This is a genomic window from Leeuwenhoekiella sp. NPDC079379 (assembly GCF_044542075.1).
GTDB lineage: Bacteria > Bacteroidota > Bacteroidia > Flavobacteriales > Flavobacteriaceae > Leeuwenhoekiella.
Genome location: NZ_JBITTU010000002.1, coordinates 175,136 through 193,259, shown reverse-complemented (window position 1 = coordinate 193,259; position 18,124 = coordinate 175,136). Strand labels below are relative to the sequence as shown.

Sequence of the window (18,124 nt, the reverse complement as noted above, 5' to 3'; positions counted from 1 at the left end):
ATTTGAAGAACTAATTCTTCTTTTTTTCAGGTTCTGAAAATAAATCTAGATAGGCCTGTCCTAAAAACTCAATAATCACACCAGCCGTCAGCCCTTCATAACCCGTATGATTTATAGCGATATCTGCCGCTCTGCCGTGCATATATACACCAAATATTGCTGCCGTAAGCGGATCGTAATCCTGAGCTATGAGTCCTGTTATTATTCCGGTTAGAACATCGCCGCTACCACCGGTCGCCATCCCAGGGTTACCACTATTGTTTACATAATATTTACCTTCAAAAACTATAATGGTATGTGCATCTTTTAATACCAGAATGCAATTATACTTTTCAGTAAAAGCTTCTGCTTTAGCAAGTTTATCAAAATCATCATCCCAGCTACCTATAATACGTTCTAACTCCTTGGGATGTGGAGTCAATACCGAATATTTAGGTAAAAGATCAAGCAACTCACTGTATTCTGAAAGCATATTTAATGCATCTGCATCAAGAACAAGCTGTGTTTTATTCTGCTCTAAAAAGTTTTTAAATGCAGAAATTGTTGGTCTTGCCATACCCAGTCCAGGTCCTATACCTATAACATCTGGATCAAGATCAAATTTAATTTCTTCTAGAAAATCGCCATTATGACGATCTGTAATGACCATTATTTCGGGAGCAGCGGCTTGTAAAATAGGTAGGCCCTGTCTGGTTGCATAGGTGGTAACAAGACCGCTACCACTGCTTAAAGCAGCTTTACTACATAATACTGCAGCTCCCATTTTACCATAGCTACCAGCAATCAACAAACTATGACCATAAGTGCCTTTATGACTAAATTTTGCACGAGGTTTATACATCTGTTGCGCTTCAGTCTTACCTATAAGCTGGGCTTTAGTTTCCACCGAATTAAGATAGTTACGGTCAAGACCTATATCTAAAACTTCCCAACTGTTTATATATTTTCCGCCTTGCGGAAGAAAAAATACAAGTTTAGGTGTTTGAAATGTAAGCACTACTGTAGGTCGTATTACTTCCTCATCTTCAAGTAACCGGTCTATAGCCATTCCTGAAGGCACATCGATTGCTAAAATATAGGCACGGCTCTCATTAATTTGTTTAAATAAATTTTGCACCCAGGCTTCAGCAGGTCTGTTAATACCTATACCAAAAATGCAATCTATAATTAAATCTTCTTTAGCTAATACCGGGAAGTCATTTTCAGACTTTATAAGATGAGGCCAGTTTTTAGTCTTGCTTTTTAGTGCATCAAGTGCATCTAAAAAATCTTTTGATCGCGTCTCACTATAATTGATAACATAGGTGGTTACTGTATACCCATTCTCTATCAAATTACGTGCAATTACAAGACCATCACCTCCATTATTACCCGTACCACAAAATATTTTTATCGCTACAGGTTGATTTTGTAACCGCTGGTGTAGATAATGAAATGCATAACCACCAGCACGCTCCATTAAATTAAACGAGGGAATGTTTTCTGCCTGTTCTGTTGCTTTATCTGCTGCGTATATTTGATCTTTACTAAGTATCTTCATAAGAGTTTCTAATATCTATTAAAAAATTCGTAAGGATTTAGTGATTTGAGAGGTATAATTAGTGAAAAAGCTTTTTAAAATCTAATGGCTGATAAATCCTCAAAAATGCCTCTTCAGCCTTGCTCTTCTAGGTAAAAATAATACTTTTGAATACAACAGTTTGACGCTATGAAAGCAATTAATACAATAATAACTTCCTCTTGTACGACCATTATGGGTCTTACAATTGCTTTCATTATTACCCCTAGGGGTATTGTATAAACATATAACTTCGCAACTGCTCGTGTTTACACGAAAACAACTCATTTTTAAATCATTTCAAACACAAAAGCCATGCGTGTTTTAAAATTTGGCGGTACTTCTGTAGGAAGTGTTGCAAACATAAATCAAGTAATCAACATCGTCTCTAAAGGCGCTCAGGATCAAAAAATTGCCGTAGTAGTTTCTGCATTAGGTGGTATCACAGATCTTCTGATGCAATGTGGTTCACAAGCCAGTAAAAAGGAAGAGTATTCCGCTATTTACACTGAAATAGAAACTAAACATTTAGAATTTATTTCTGCATTAGTTAAAAATGATCAGGAAGCTGTTGATGAAATTCAAGGGTTACTAAATGATCTAAAATCACTACTTCAAGGGATTTATTTAATTAATGAACTGTCTCCTAAAACCATAGATAAACTACTTGCCTTTGGTGAGATTTTATCATCTACAATCATTACCAGAGCAATGTACGCACAAGGTCTTGATGCGGTGCGTAAAGACAGTAGAGATTTAATTACTACAAACGATAAGCATACCAAAGCTGCTGTTAACTACAAAGTAACTAATAGTCAACTGGAGTATTATTTTGCTAAAGCAAAACAAAAAATTACAGTATTACCCGGTTTTATTGCCAGTTGTGCTTCTGGAGAAACAACAACTTTAGGACGTGGTGGTTCAGACTTCACAGCTGCAATTGTAGCTGCAGCCCTAGATGTTGATCAGGTAGAAATTTATACAGATGTTAGCGGAATGTATACGGCAAACCCTAAACTTGTGAAACAGGCTAAGCCTATAGATACAATTTCGTATCACGAGGCTATGGAGCTTTCGCATTTTGGCGCAAAAGTGCTATACCCGCCTACAATTGTTCCTGTGATGAGTAAAAATATTCCTATTCGTATAAAGAATACACTACATCCTGAAGATGCAGGTACACTTATACAAAATCAGGAAGATATAAGCGAAAATCCTATTAAAGGACTTAGCAACATCAATAATATTGCACTTCTAACCTTAGAAGGTGGCGGTATGGTAGGTATTCCGGGGATAAGTAAGCGCCTTTTTGAAACGTTAAGCAATCAAGGCATCAACATTATTCTAATTACACAGGCATCAAGCGAACACAGTATTTGCTTAGGTGTAATGGAAGAAGATGCAGGCCGTGCTAAAATCGCAATTGATGAGGAATTTGAATATGAAATTTCACTAAACAAGATAGACCCACTTACTATGGAAATAGGACTTAGCATCATCGCCCTTGTAGGCGACCAGATGAAGAGTCATCAAGGCATAAGTGGTAAAATGTTTAGTACACTAGGTAAAAACAACGTTAATATAAGAGCTATCGCTCAGGGTGCAAGTGAAAAGAATATATCTGCCGTTATTGCACAAAAAGACGTTAAGAAGGCTTTAAACAGCCTACACGAGCGTTTCTTTGAAGCACAACGCAAGCAGTTAAACCTTTTTATTACTGGTGTGGGTAATGTAGGTGAGCGTTTACTTAAACAGATTGAACAGCAACAAGAGTATTTGAAGAAACAACTTAACATTAACATGCGTGTGCTGGGATTAAGTAATTCTCGTAAAATGCTTATTGATGAGAATGGTATTGATCTCACAAACTGGAAAGCACTTTTAGAAAATGGTGAGCCTGTAACACTTGATCGTTTTCACGAAGCAGTGGTTGAATTGAATCAGCGTAACAGCATTTTTGTAGATATTACCGCAAATGCAGACGTTGCTGCTATGTATGGTAAATACTTAAAACAAAGCATTGCTGTAGTTGCTTGTAATAAAATTGCATGTTCATCAGACTTCGCAAAGTATAACGAACTGAAACACTTAAGCAAAACATACAATGCGCCGCTATTGTTTGAAACGAATGTAGGTGCAGGATTACCCATTATTGACACTTTAAACAACCTAATCGCTTCAGGAGATCGTGTAAACCGCATCCAGGCGGTGTTGTCAGGAAGTTTAAACTTTGTTTTTAATAACTTCAAATCTGGGGACAGCTTTTACGATGTGGTACAAGCCGCAAAAGCAGAGGGCTATACAGAGCCAGATCCTCGTATTGATTTAAGTGGAGTTGATGTAGCACGTAAGATTTTAATTCTGGCGCGTGAGAGCGGACTTAAAATCAATTTGGAAGATATAGACAATGATCCGTTTTTAACTAAAAATAATCTTGAAAGCAGTGATGTTCCGCATTTCTTTGAAACCTTAAAAGAAGATGCTGCACATTTTGAAAAACTGGTTGCAGATGCTGAAGCTAAAAATCACCGTTTAAAATACGTTGCACAATTAGATAATGGCAAAGCAAGTGTAGGACTACAAAGCGTACCCGAAGGACATCCATTTTATGATCTTAAAGGTTCAGACAATATTGTATTATTCTTTACAGAACGCTACCCTGAGCAACCTATGCAAATTAAAGGTGCAGGAGCCGGTGGTGATGTAACAGCATCAGGTCTATTTGCAGACATAATTAGAACGGCTACGTTTTAAAATCCAAACTAAAAAACAGAAATACATAATCGAATTCTTAAAGCAGCAGATTTTAAATGCTTCTTTAAGAATTTTGATTATTCAACCTAGAATTTACAATGAACGAAATACGTGTTTTTTCACCGGCAACGGTAGCCAATGTAAACTGCGGTTTTGATGTTTTGGGTTTTGCCCTTGACGGTCTTGGTGACGAAATGGTCATACGCAAAGTCGCAGAAAAGGGAATTAAAATCACACAGATTACGGGCGCAGATTTACCTTATGAAGCAAAAGAAAATGTAGTGGGAGTTGCGGGTTTAGAGATGGTAAATTCATTGAATTTAGACTATGGCTTTGAGATAGAAATTCATAAAAAAATACGTTTAGGAAGTGGTGTTGGAAGCAGTGCCGCAAGTGCTGCAGGAATCGTTTTTGGTATCAATCAGTTTTTAGAAAAACCGTTATCAAATTTAGAACTTACTGCTTTTGGGATGAAAGGAGAAGCGGTTGCAAGTGGCAATGAGCACGCAGATAATGTTGCGCCATGTTTGTATGGTGGCTTTACTTTAATCACAGGATATTCGCCTTTAAAAATTGTTTCCTTACCCGTGCCAGAAGAACTTTATGTGACGGTAATTCACCCACAGATTACGATTAAAACTAAAGAAGCTCGAGCTATTTTACCAGAGCAGGTTTCGCTTCAAAATGCCATTAAACAGACCGGTAATTTAGCCGGATTAATCGCTGGTCTTTACACGAGCGATTATGACTTAATCGCATCAAGCACTCAGGATGTATTAGTAGAACCTTACCGAAAAAACCTGATTCCCGATTTTGACTTTTATAAGCAAACAGCCCTAGAAAATGGTGGATTAGCCTTCGGAATAAGCGGTTCTGGACCTTCAATGTTTACCTTATGTAAGGGTATTCAAAACGCTGGTTTAGTTGAAATTGCACTAAAGAAAGCATTAAAAACTAAAAATATGAAAGGCGATAGCTATATCTCACCTGTTTCGAGAAATGGCAATCGCATTTTAGAACAAAAATAATCGGGTTAAAAAGATAACTTGGAAATTTTCCTAGCTGTAGGAAAAGACCAAAACAACCGAAACAACAACCAAGAACACACTCATAAAATGATCTATTATAGTTTAAATGGAAAGGCCCCGGAAGTAGGATTAGAAGAAGCTGTTGTGCGTGGTATTGCACCCGACAAGGGCTTATATTTTCCGCAGGAAATTAAACCACTTCCCTCCTCTTTTTTTAAGAATATAGAAACGCTTTCTAACAACGAGATTGCCTTTGAAGCAATCAAACAATTTGTGGAAGGAGTCATCCCAGATGAAGCTTTAAAAGACATCATTGAAGATGTACTTTCATTTGATTTCCCGGTTGTGGAGATTGAAGAAAATATCGGAACGCTAGAATTATTTCACGGTCCTACCATGGCATTTAAAGATGTAGGTGCCCGTTTTATGGCACGTTGTCTCGGCTACTTTTCTGCACAAAAAGAAACGCAGGAACCGGTAACAGTTTTAGTCGCTACAAGTGGTGATACAGGAGGTGCTGTTGCACGTGGTTTTTTAAATGTTGAAGGTGTTGATGTGGTCATACTTTACCCTACAGGAAAAGTAAGTGATATACAAGAAAAACAACTTACAACTCTGGGAGCAAATATTACGGCTTTAGAAGTTGATGGTGTTTTTGACGACTGCCAGGCAATGGTGAAAAACGCATTTTTAGATGAAGAAATCACATCTAAACGTAAACTAACTTCTGCTAACTCAATTAATATTGCACGCTGGATTCCGCAGTTATTTTACTTCTTGTTTGCTTACAAACAAGCTAAATCAAAAGGAAAGGAATTGGTTTTCTCTGTACCTAGCGGAAACTTCGGGAATATCTGTGCCGGTATGGTCGCCCATAAATTAGGAATGCCCGTTAATCATTTTGTAGCTTCAGTCAACAGCAATGACATAGTTCCTGAGTTTTTAAAAACGGGAGTTTATAAACCTAAACCTTCAGTAGCTACAATTAGTAATGCGATGGACGTGGGAGACCCATCCAATTTTATACGTATTCAGAAATTATTTAACAATGATCTTGAAGCTCTTTCGCAGAAACTATCATCTTTCTCATATACAGATGAGCAAACTAGAGAAGCTATGCAGCACATTTATAAAGAAACCGGCTATATAGCAGACCCGCATGGGGCGGTGGGGTATTTAGGTCTTAAAGACTATTTAAAAGACAACCCTCAAGCTTACGGAATCTTTTTAGAAACCGCACATCCGGTTAAATTTTTACCGGTTGTTAATGCGGTAATTGATGCTGAGATTGCAATTCCTCCTCAAATCGAGAGTGTTATACATAAAGAAAAACAAGCTATCGCAATTAAAAATTACGATCAATTTAAAGCCTTTTTGTTGAAATAGAGCGTGCGATTTTCTCTGTAGTTTTGATACATTTGTGTTCTTAAAAATTACAGATGAAATCTACTGCACTTACTAAAATACACGAAAGTCTTGGAGCTAAAATGGTTCCTTTTGCAGGTTATAATATGCCTGTTTCTTACGAAGGAATTAATTTAGAACACGAGACCGTACGCAACGGTGTAGGCGTTTTTGATGTATCACATATGGGTGAGTTTCTTGCCATAGGCGAGAAAGCTTTAGACCTGCTACAAAAAGTATGTAGTAATGATATTTCAAAAATTCAAATAGGTGGCGCCCAATACAATTGTCTTCCTAATCTTGAAGGCGGGATTGTAGATGATTTAATTGTGTATCGCATTAGAGAACATGAATATCTGCTTGTAGTAAACGCTTCTAACATAGAGAAAGATTGGGATTGGATTAGCAGTCACAATGATTTAGGCGTTGAGCTTAAAAACATTTCAGACAACTTTTCACTTCTTGCCATACAAGGCCCTAAAGCAATTGAGGCTATGCAGTCTCTTACCGAAACTGATCTTTCTGCAATTAAATTTTACAATTTTGAAGTTGCTCCTTTTGCAGGAATAGATCACGTGATTATTAGCGCAACAGGATATACAGGTAGTGGTGGTTTTGAAATTTATTGCCACAATGAGTTTGCAGAACAACTGTGGGCTAAAGTTTTTGAAGCCGGAAAGGATTTTGGTATTAAACCCATAGGTCTTGCTGCTCGCGATACCTTGCGCCTTGAAATGGGATACTGCCTTTACGGAAACGATATTAACGACTCTACCTCTCCTATTGAAGCTGGTTTGGGATGGATTACAAAATTTTCTAAAGACTTTATAAATTCTGAAGCTTTAAAGGCTGAAAAAGAAACCGGTGCCGCACGTAAATTGGTAGGTTTTGAATTGCTAGAACGCGGTATTCCTCGTCACGACTATGAGATTGTAGATGTTAATGATGTTGTTATAGGTATTGTCACTTCAGGAACAATGTCTCCTTCACTTTCGAAAGGAATTGGTCTGGGTTACGTCAAAACAGAACACAGTAAGCCAGATACTGATCTTTTTATAAAAGTGCGCAATAAAAACATTAAGGCTAAGGTTGTAAAACTTCCTTTTTATAAGGGCTAAAACCATAAGTTATCCCAAATCAAAATACACATAGAATACTCATTTTAGGAGCCAGTGGGTTTCTTGGTGGTGCCTTGTATAAAGAATTACATAGGTATTACGATACCTATGGTACCTACCATACCGGTAAAATCTATTCAGATAACAAGCACTTTATTCATTTTGATGTAGTACAGGATAGTATTTACGAGGTTCTTAATCATGTGAGACCTAATATCGTTATCTCTGCAATACGCGGTGATTTTGATGGTCAGGTAGAAGCACACGAAGATCTGTGTGATTATGCTAAACGTACCGGTATATTTGTTATTTATTTATCTTCGGCAAACGTTTTTGATGCATTTACAAATTACCCAAGCTATGAACTTGACAAAACGCTATCTGAAAGTAAGTTTGGGAAGCTCAAAATACGCTGCGAGAACTTTTTTTTAAACTACCTACCGGGAGAGCAGTATGCAATTATAAGACTCCCAATGGTATTTGGTATGAACTCTCCGAGAGTGAGAGAGATTAAGAATGCTATTTTACTGCAGGAACAGATTGAAGTATTTCCGCATTTAATAATGAATACAAATACAGATAAAAAACTTTCTCAACAAATACATTATATCATTAATAGAAAGCGTTTTGGTATTTTTCATCTGGGAAGCAATGATCTCATACACCATCAGGAGTTTATAAATGAAATTATCGCAAAATTAGACCTAAAGATTAAACCGAATTTCAAATTAGTTTACACTTCTAATTTTGATCGTTATCTGGCGGTTTTGCCTAAAGACAATAAATTACCAAAACATCTGAGTATTACTAACGAAGAAGTCGCTTCAGAATCGCAAGCCTACTAATTGCTTAATTTATGAAATTTAAAAATCTGCTCATCTACTCGGCTTTGCTCCTTCTACAGATAGCAGCTTTAAAATTTATAGCTCAGTTTCCGCAGTTTATAGAAACCTATTATAGTAATGGTATTTACCCATACAGCTCTAGGATATTTAGATATGCTTTGGGTTGGATTCCATTCTCGTTTGGTGACGTACTCTACGCCGTTGTAATTGGTTACCTTTTAATTTCGGCCTATAAACTTTTTAAAAACCGATTTAAAAATGGCTTAAAATTTATTACTGAAGGATTACTCGTTGCCAATATTATTTATTTCAGTTTTCATCTATTATGGGGTCTTAATTATTACAGACTTCCACTACATGAATCCTTATCAATAGAAAAAGACTACTCAACCGAAGCGTTAATAAGCCTAACTCAACGTCTTATTAAAGAGTCAAACTCGCTTCATAAGCAACTGCAACCAGCAGATAGTTTACCGGTGGTATTTGATTTTAAATTATCTGAAATTTTTAGAAAGACTCCAGACGGTTATGCGATCGTTGAAGATAATTTTCCACAACTTGATTATCACCCTATAAGTATTAAAAATTCTCTTTTTAGATTACCACTCACCTACATGGGCTTTGGAGGATATTTAAACCCTATAACGCAGGAAGCACAAATTAACGGGTTGATGCCGTCGCATCGCTGGCCGTTAGTAAGTTGCCACGAAGAAGCCCATCAGCTAGGTTATGCTAAAGAAAATGAAGCGAATTTTATTGCAGTAATGGCCACCACAAATAACCCGGATCCGTATTTTAAATATTCAGGATATATTTTTGCATTAAGATATTGTATAAATGAGGTTTATAACCGCAATCCTAATGTAGGAGAGGTCTTAAGTACACAAATACGTCCCGGAGTTGTTGCAAACTATAGAGAATCACAGGAATTCTGGAATGCTTACGAAAATCCTATAGAACCCATCTTAGAGGTTTTTTACAGCAATTATCTTAAAGCTAATAACCAACCTTCTGGTATGCAGAGTTACAGTTATGTGGTTGCACTCCTTGTCAATTATTTTGAGAATAAAACGTCATTGCCTTAAAAACGTTAAATTATTCCTAATTAATTACAAAAAAGGCTTAACAAACTGTGCAAAAAGTATCTTTAAGAAACTCTAAACAATTTGTTAAAATGAAAAAAAAGCTATTCTTCTCCGGATGCTTTTTACTCCTCTGCTGCTTTCTATCTGCACAAGAGTATTTTCCGGTAAATGATGGTGTAAAAACCACTAACACAAACTACACATTATTTAAAAATGCCACGCTGCATCCTACTCCGGGAGAAACTGTAGCAAACGGAAATCTACTTATTAAGGATGGTAAAATTGTTTCGGTAGGCAAATCTGTAAATGCACCTAAAAATGCTGTTATAATAGATTTGATGGGTAAACATATCTATCCTTCATTTATAGAAATGTATTCCTCTTTTGGGGTTGAAACTCCCTCACGAGAACGCAACGGTCGCAGTCCGCAATATGAGCCCACACGCAATGGCTACTACTGGAACGACCACGTGCGTGCAGAAACAAATGCACTTAATGATTTTAAATACGATTCTAAAGCTGCAAAAGAATTACTTGAAGCCGGTTTTGGCGTTGTAAATACACACAAAGCAGATGGTATCGCTCGTGGTAATGGTATTCTCGTTGCTTTAAATAAAGATGGGGATGCTTCAGAACGATTACTCGAAACGCGTTCTGCTCAGTTTTTCTCATTTAATAAGAGTAACCTTTCTCCACAGTCTTATCCTGGGTCTATAATGGGAGCTACGGCTCTTATTCGTCAATTGTTTGAAGATGCTACTTGGTACAAAGGTGGCAATGTATCTACCCGCGATTTAGCACTTGAAGCATTAAATAAGAATATGGATTTGCCACAAATTTTTTACGGTGACAATTTATATGACGATTTACGTATTGCCAAGCTTTCTAAAGAGGTAAATGTGCCTTTTATTATTGTAGGAGGTGGCGATGAGTACAAACGTATTGATGAGATTAAAGCTACAAATGCTACCTATATAATTCCTGTTAATTTCCCTGAGGCCTATGATGTTGAAGATCCTTTTCAGGCAGATTATATAAGCTTAAGTCAAATGCTAGAATGGAATCAGGCACCTACTAATCTTGCTAAACTTCAGGATAACGGTTTGACTTTTGCCATTACAACTACAGATTTAAAATCTCCAGATAAATTAATGGCTATGCTTCGCAAAGCCTTTAAATATGGTTTAAAAGAAGAGACTGCATTACGAGCATTAACTACGGTACCCGCAAAGCTATTAGGTAAGGCAAATCAAATAGGCACATTAACTTCAGGAGCCTGGGCAAACCTTTTAATTACTTCAGGACCTGTTTTTGATGAGAAAACATTTATCTATGAAAACTGGGTACAAGGTTCTCAAAATGTTATTAAAGATGCAAGTATTATAGACATTGACGGTAGTTATACAGTCAATGTAAATGGCAAATCTTATGAGATGACCGTTTCTAAATCTACAGAAAAACCTTCAGTAGTAGTTAAAAGTGGTGAGACTAAGCTAGGTTCTAAGATTACTTATACAGATGGCTGGTTAAACGTGATGTTTACAGGAGTAAATTCCGAAGAAAAAGAATACACGCGCCTAATTACACAAGTAAACCCTCAAGCAAGCTGGAGCGGTAATGCAATTTTACCTAGCGGAAAAGAAACACGCTTTACAGCGACTAAAAAGGATACCGCGGCTACAGAAGACACAGACGATAAAGATAAGGAGGACGCAGACAAAGAGGAGGATACTGTTGAAGTAATGCCTATGACCTACCCCAACATTGCTTATGGGTATACTGAAAAACCAAAAGCACAAACGATACTGTTTAAAAATGCGACGGTCTGGACTAATGAAGAAGCAGGAATACTTAAAGAAACAGATGTTCTGGTTAAAAATGGAAAAATTGCTGCTGTTGGTAAAGGTTTAAGTGCTAGTGGTGCACAGGTAGTAGATGCAACCGGCAAACATTTAACAAGCGGAATCATAGATGAACACTCGCATATCGCTGCTTTTGATATCAATGAATCTGGTCAAAACTCATCTGCCGAGGTGCGAATGAGAGATGCTGTAAATCCTGACGATATTGATATCTACCGTGATCTTGCAGGTGGTGTTACTACAATTCAACTTTTACATGGTTCAGCAAACCCTATCGGCGGGCAGTCTGCTGTTATGAAACTTAAATGGGGTTCTAGTATAGATGAGATGGTTCTTGACGATATAAAGTTCATCAAATTTGCGCTAGGTGAAAATGTAAAACAATCAAACTGGGGAAGTTTTAGTCGTTTTCCACAAACGCGAATGGGCGTTCAGCAGATGTTTACAGATTACTTTCAGCGTGCACGAGAATATGAGGTAAAAAAGAAAAGTGGTAAGCCCTATCGCAAAGATTATGAGATGGAAACGCTTGTAGATATTTTAAACAGTGAGCGCTTTATATCTTCTCATTCCTATGTTCAAAGTGAGATTAATATGCTTATGAAGGTAGCTGAAGATTTTGACTTTAGAATAAACACATTCACCCATATTCTTGAAGGCTACAAAGTAGCAGATAAAATGGCAGAGCACGGTGTTGCCGGTTCTACATTTAGTGACTGGTGGGCTTATAAATATGAAGTTAACGATGCTATCCCATTCAATGCTGCAATTATGTGGAGCGCCGGTGTACTAACGGGTATCAACAGTGATGATGCAGAAATGAGCCGTAGGCTAAATCAGGAAGCTGCAAAAACAATGAAATATGGTGGTGTGCCTGAAGAAGAGGCCTGGAAATTTGTAACACTTAATCCGGCTAAAATGCTTCATATAGACAATCGTACCGGTAGTATAAAAGAAGGTAAAGATGCAGATTTAGTACTGTGGTCAACTTACCCAATGTCTGTAAGTGCAGTTGCAGAGAAAACCTTAATTGAAGGAGCTGTTTATTTTGATATCGAAAAAGACAAGCAACTGCGTGAGACCGTTAAAACTGAAAAAAATAAGCTTACAACATTAATGCTTACTGCAAAAAATAAAGGGTTAAAAACACAGCCTGCAAAAAAAGAAGAAAAGCAACGATTAGATTGTGACACTTTAGAAACACTTGATTAATTATGAAGACGCTAAATAAACTATTTATAGTGCTGCTTCTTGCGACTTTTACGGTACAAGCCCAGCAGACTCCTGCACAAAAGCAAACAGGAGAAATAACCTTAACTGGTGGTACGGCCCATATTGGGAACGGCACAGTTATAGAAAAAAGCCTGATTTTTATAAAAGACGGAAAAATCACAGGTGTTTACGACGCCTTAACTACAAAGATGCCTTTGCGCGGAGAGATCATTAATATAGATGGTCAACACGTTTATCCCGGCTTTATTGCACCAGACACCACATTAGGCCTTGTTGAAATTTCAGCTGTTAGAGCTACTGAAGATCAGGACGAAATAGGAGAATATAACCCGCATATCGAAGCAATTGTAGCGTATAATGCAGAATCTAAGGTAGTAGAAAGTATGCGACCTAACGGGGTTCTTATAGCACAGGCAGTTCCCCAGGGTGGTACTATTTCAGGGCAGTCATCTGTAGTGCAATTAGACGCCTGGAACTGGGAAGACGCTGTAATTAAGCGTGGAGATGGTATACACTTAAATTGGCCAAACAGTTACAAGAGAGGCCGCTGGTGGGAAGGTGAAGATCCCGGCTATAGCCCCAATAAGGATTACAAATCTGATATTTTAGAAATTGAAGATTTTATTGAGCAATCACGCGCTTTTACTTCTGGCGATTCTTCTATTAAAAATTTACCATATGCAGCTATGCAGGGCATTATAGACGGTTCTCAAAACTTATACATACATGTAGATTCTGATAAAGAAATTTTAGATGTTTTAAAGTTTAAAGAAGATATGAAGATTGAAAAACTTGTACTTGTAGGTGCTTACAGAGGCTATAAGGTCGCAGAGCAAATCGCTAAAGCCAATGTTTCTGTAATATTAGCTAGAGTACATAGTCTCCCAGATGCAGAAGATGATGATTACAACATCTCATTTAAAATGGTTAAAGATCTAATAGACGCTAAGGTGACTGTTGCTCTAGGTAACAGTGGTGAGTACTGGCAGTCCCGCAATATCCCATTTTATGCTGGTCAAACTACGGCTCACGGTTTAACTTTTGAAGATGCATTACAACTTATCACAAAAAATCCGGCTACAATTCTTGGAGTTTCTGATCAATTAGGAACTTTAGAAATAGGGAAAGATGCAACTCTTTTTGTAAGTAAAGGCAATGCATTAGAGATGCAAGGAAACTCAATAACAAGAGCTATGATTTCAGGTAGATCTATAAGTTTAGAAAGCCACCAGACGAAGCTTTATAAGCGTTATATGGATAAGTATAGTAGAACTAAATAACATACTTAATCAATTAGATTTTAAAAAGGTTCGGGTTTATTACCCGAACCTTTTTTTATATGTAAATATTTTATAGAAATAAATTTAAAGTAAACACTTCAATATTAAAAAACTATTGCTTTGGTGCTGCTTCAAATTTTAGCATTTATCTGATCGCTTAAAGAGTACCTATAAAATGAAATCTATTTCAGTTTAAGGCCAAAAAAAAGCCCGATCATAGATCGGGCTTTCTAATATTTAATGAATTGAGAAAGATTTATTTACTTTCTAATTCATCTAATTGAGTCTTATATTTATCAGCCTCAGCAGTATTGCCTAACTGAACGTGTATATTATACAATGTACGTACAGCTTCAACATTTGCCTCTTCACCAGCAATTGCTTTCTCTAAATAAGGAACTGCATCACTGTACAAAGCTAAACGCTTTTTCTTTAGCTCACCGTATTTAGCATTATCTGCTTTAGTGTTACCTAAAGTATTCATCTGCTCAATGATTTCTTTATCTTTCCCTAGCATTAACGCTGCAATATTTAAATTAGCAACACTATAGTTAGGATCTATTTCTAAAGCTTTTGTGTAATATCCCATAGCTTTCTCATCATTACCAGCCTTAGCTGCTCCTACACCAAGGTTAAAATAAAGTCCTGGATTATTAGGATCTTTAGCTATAACCTTATTCATAGCTGCTTCATATTCTTCAATCATATCCATTTTAAGATATACATCTGCAGCAGAACGTAAAAGAGCATCATCATCTGGACTTTCGGCAAGAGCGTCATCAATAGCAGAAATTGCTTTTTCATTTTCTCCTTCCTGTACATAAATAAGAGCAATGTTTTTTGCTATTTCACCTGCACGAGATTCAGTAACTTCTGTTTTTGGATCTTCGTGAGAACCTGATTTAACAAAAAGATCACGTTGTTGCTTTGAGTTGAAGCTTTCTACCTGACCACTTTCTTTGTTCTTCGCAGTAAATTTAGTTTCTATACCAGTATATCCTAAGGTTTTTAATTGACCATAGTAATCTAATGCTGTTTTAAAATTTTGACCATTAACGGCATTAGAAGCAGCAAAATACAGATACGAAGTATCTTTTGGAGTTAATGTGTAAAGAGTATATAATTTAGTTGCAGCCTCATCGTATTTTTCGGCATTTTGATCATCTACAGCAGAAGAAATAACAGCGTTCATCGCTTGTTGCTTAAACTGTGTAGCCTCTTCACCATATTTACTACCACCATTAAACTCGCTAACTTTTGTAAAAGCTTCCATAGCCTTTAAAAGCTCATCTGCTTTTTTATTGTCTTCAGCTCCTAAATAAGCTCTACCTTTTATGAAATAGTAATATTCTTTCTCTTTTTCATCCATTTGGCCCATCATACTTTCAAGACCATTTATTTCTGTTTGTGCCTGCACATAACTACCGGACTCAACTGTTTTTTCCGCAGATTTTATCTCTTTCTTCTGCGCAAAAGTTAAAGCGGTAAAAGATAGTGCCGCTAATAATAAAGATTTCGTTTTCATTATTTTATTAATTTAATATTCAACTTTGGTTATTCTTCTTCGTCAGAAGAAGGTTTTTCATTATTTGTTTGTTCATCTGTTGTTGCAGATGTTTCTATAGCATCATCAAGACCTTCTAAATCTTCATCATCAATTGCATCTTCGTCTTTCTTAACTTTAGTAACTGCTGCAATGGTATCCCCGTTTTTCAGGTTAATTAAACGCACACCCTGAGTAGCTCTACCCATTACGCGTAATTCTGAAACTGCCATTCTAATCGCAATACCCGATTTATTAATGATCATTAAATCATCATCGTCTGTTACGTTATTAATAGCTACAAGATTACCAGTCTTTTCTGTAATAGAAATTGTTTTAACCCCTTTACCTCCGCGGTTTGTAACGCGATAGTCTTCAACCAGAGATCGTTTACCATATCCATTTTCTGATACAACAAGTATGTTAGATTCTGCATCATTAACAGCAACCATTCCTATTACTTCATCATTATCATCTGCAAGAGTTATGCCACGCACTCCAGATGCGTTTCTACCCATAGGTCTTGTCTTTTCTTCTTCAAACCGAATAGCTTTACCAGACTTGATTGCCAGTACTACCTGGCTATCTCCCGTAGTAAGTTTAGCAGAAAGTAATTCATCATTGTCCTTAATGGTAATTGCATTAATACCATTAGTACGCGGTCGTGAATATTGTTCTAGTGAAGTTTTCTTTACCTGACCTTTTTTAGTAACCATAATGACATAATGACTGTTGATGTACTCCTCATCTTTAAGATCATTTGTACATATAAAAGTCATTACCTTATCATCTGGCTCAATATTTATAAGGTTTTGAATTGCGCGACCTTTAGAAGTTTTGCTTCCTTCAGGAATTTCAAATACACGCATCCAATAACATTTTCCTTTTTGAGTGAAGAAAATTAAATATTGATGGTTTGTACCCACAAATAAATGTTCTAAGAAGTCTTCGTTACGAGTTGTAGAACCTTTTTGACCTACTCCTCCTCTATTCTGGGTTTTATATTCTAATAATGAGGTACGTTTAATATAACCCGCGTGAGAAATTGTTAAAACTACTTTCTCATCAGGTATTAAATCTGTTATACTAACATCACCGCCAGCGAAATCAATAGTAGTACGGCGCTCATCACCGTATTTTTCTTTGATCTCTAGCAGCTCTTCCTTAATGATCTCCATCCTGCGATCTTTGCTCGCAAGAATGCCTTTAAGATCTTCTATAGTCTTAATAATATCTGCGTACTCATCTCTTAACTTATCTTGTTCTAGACCGGTTAATTGACGCAAACGCATTTCTACGATGGCTCTAGCCTGTATTTCTGAAAGCTCAAAACGCTCCATTAATTTAGTCCGTGCCTCTTCAGCATTACCACTTGCACGTATTATTGCTATAACCTCATCAATATTATCTGATGCGATAATAAGTCCTTCTAAAATATGAGCACGCTCTTCAGCTTTATTTAATAAATACTGAGTACGACGTACTACTACTTCATGACGGTGCTCAACAAAATGATGAATCATATCTTTTAGATTCAACATTTCTGGTCTTCCGTTAACTAACGCAATATTATTAACACTAAAAGAAGACTGTAAAGCGGTATACTTATATAAGGTATTAAGAACTATGTTAGGTATTGCATCACGTTTTAAAACGTAAACAATACGCATACCATTACGGTTAGACTCATCGCGTATTGAAGCAATACCGTCTATCTTCTTCTCGTTAACAAGATCTGCGGTTTTCTTAATCATATCAGCTTTATTAACCTGATATGGTATTTCTGTTACGATAATACACTCGCGACCTTTTACTTCTTCAAAAACAGCCTTTGCTCTTAAGACAACACGCCCACGACCTGTCTTAAATGCTTCACGCACACCCTCATAACCATAGATTGTTCCACCAGTAGGAAAATCTGGAGCGGTAACATGAGTGATCAATTCATCTATTTCGATATCGTTATTCTCGATATATGCTGAAATTCCATTTATAACTTCTGTTAAGTTGTGAGGCGGCATATTTGTAGCCATACCTACAGCTATACCTGAAGCTCCATTCACTAAAAGTCCCGGAATTCGGGTGGGTAGTACTTTTGGTTCTTTTAGAGTATCATCAAAGTTAAGTTGATGATCTACAGTATCTTTATCTATATCTGCAAGCATCTCTTCTGAGATCTTGCGCATACGAGCCTCTGTATATCGCATTGCTGCAGGGCTATCGCCATCTACAGAACCAAAGTTACCCTGACCATCTACAAGCATATATCGCAATGACCACTCTTGAGCCATACGTACCATGGTATCATATACAGATGTATCACCATGTGGGTGATATTTACCAAGAACCTCACCTACTATTCTAGCAGATTTTTTATGTGCAGTGTTAGATCTAACACCTAACTCATGCATACC

The 18,124-nt window shown here is 36.9% G+C and carries 11 protein-coding genes; 8 read left to right on the top strand and 3 right to left on the bottom strand.

Going from position 1 to position 18,124, the window contains the following annotated elements; all coding sequences use genetic code 11:
- Positions 1 to 10 precede the first annotated feature (10 nt).
- Positions 11 to 1,540 carry an NAD(P)H-hydrate dehydratase gene (locus ACIGAM_RS04320; protein ID WP_396510234.1) on the bottom strand — a complete coding sequence of 510 codons (1,530 nt, stop codon included), beginning with the start codon at positions 1,538 to 1,540 and terminating at the stop codon, positions 11 to 13.
- 333 nt (positions 1,541 to 1,873) lie between these two features.
- Between ACIGAM_RS04320 and thrA the strand changes: the two genes are divergently transcribed.
- The 8 genes from thrA to ACIGAM_RS04280 all read left to right on the top strand — a co-directional run bounded on the left by thrA (position 1,874) and on the right by ACIGAM_RS04280 (position 14,167).
- Complete coding sequence (gene thrA, locus ACIGAM_RS04315) at positions 1,874 to 4,312, top strand: bifunctional aspartate kinase/homoserine dehydrogenase I (RefSeq protein ID WP_396510233.1); 2,439 nt, start codon at positions 1,874 to 1,876, stop codon at positions 4,310 to 4,312.
- 98 nt (positions 4,313 to 4,410) lie between these two features.
- A complete protein-coding gene (locus tag ACIGAM_RS04310) occupies positions 4,411 to 5,340 on the top strand; it encodes a homoserine kinase (protein WP_396510232.1) in 930 nt (309 codons plus the stop codon).
- Positions 5,341 to 5,427: 87 nt separating this feature from the next.
- The gene (gene thrC, locus ACIGAM_RS04305; protein WP_396510550.1) at positions 5,428 to 6,726 is read left to right on the top strand and encodes a threonine synthase; all 1,299 of its coding nucleotides are present in this window, start codon (positions 5,428 to 5,430) and stop codon (positions 6,724 to 6,726) included.
- Between the two features lie 53 nt (positions 6,727 to 6,779).
- Entirely contained in the window at positions 6,780 to 7,862 is a 1,083-nt protein-coding gene (gene gcvT, locus ACIGAM_RS04300; RefSeq protein WP_396510231.1) for a glycine cleavage system aminomethyltransferase GcvT, read from the top strand.
- 35 nt (positions 7,863 to 7,897) lie between these two features.
- Positions 7,898 to 8,707, top strand: a complete 810-nt coding sequence (locus ACIGAM_RS04295; RefSeq protein WP_396510549.1) for a sugar nucleotide-binding protein — start codon at positions 7,898 to 7,900, stop codon at positions 8,705 to 8,707.
- Between the two features lie 11 nt (positions 8,708 to 8,718).
- The gene (locus ACIGAM_RS04290; RefSeq protein ID WP_396510230.1) at positions 8,719 to 9,792 is read left to right on the top strand and encodes a DUF3810 domain-containing protein; all 1,074 of its coding nucleotides are present in this window, start codon (positions 8,719 to 8,721) and stop codon (positions 9,790 to 9,792) included.
- An 89-nt stretch (positions 9,793 to 9,881) separates the two neighbouring features.
- Positions 9,882 to 12,866: an amidohydrolase family protein gene (locus ACIGAM_RS04285; RefSeq protein ID WP_396510229.1), complete on the top strand. Its 2,985-nt coding sequence runs from the start codon at positions 9,882 to 9,884 to the stop codon at positions 12,864 to 12,866.
- Between the two features lie 2 nt (positions 12,867 to 12,868).
- Complete coding sequence (locus tag ACIGAM_RS04280; RefSeq protein WP_396510228.1) at positions 12,869 to 14,167, top strand: amidohydrolase family protein; 1,299 nt, start codon at positions 12,869 to 12,871, stop codon at positions 14,165 to 14,167.
- Between the two features lie 256 nt (positions 14,168 to 14,423).
- On the opposite strand, the gene ACIGAM_RS04275 is transcribed toward ACIGAM_RS04280, so the two are convergent.
- Both ACIGAM_RS04275 and gyrA read right to left on the bottom strand, forming a co-directional pair.
- Positions 14,424 to 15,692 (bottom strand): tetratricopeptide repeat protein, encoded by a 1,269-nt coding sequence (locus ACIGAM_RS04275; protein WP_396510227.1) that lies wholly within the window; start codon positions 15,690 to 15,692, stop codon positions 14,424 to 14,426.
- A 29-nt stretch (positions 15,693 to 15,721) separates the two neighbouring features.
- Positions 15,722 to 18,124: DNA gyrase subunit A (gyrA, locus tag ACIGAM_RS04270; RefSeq protein ID WP_396510226.1), on the bottom strand; the 2,403-nt coding region annotated here is incomplete at its 5' end.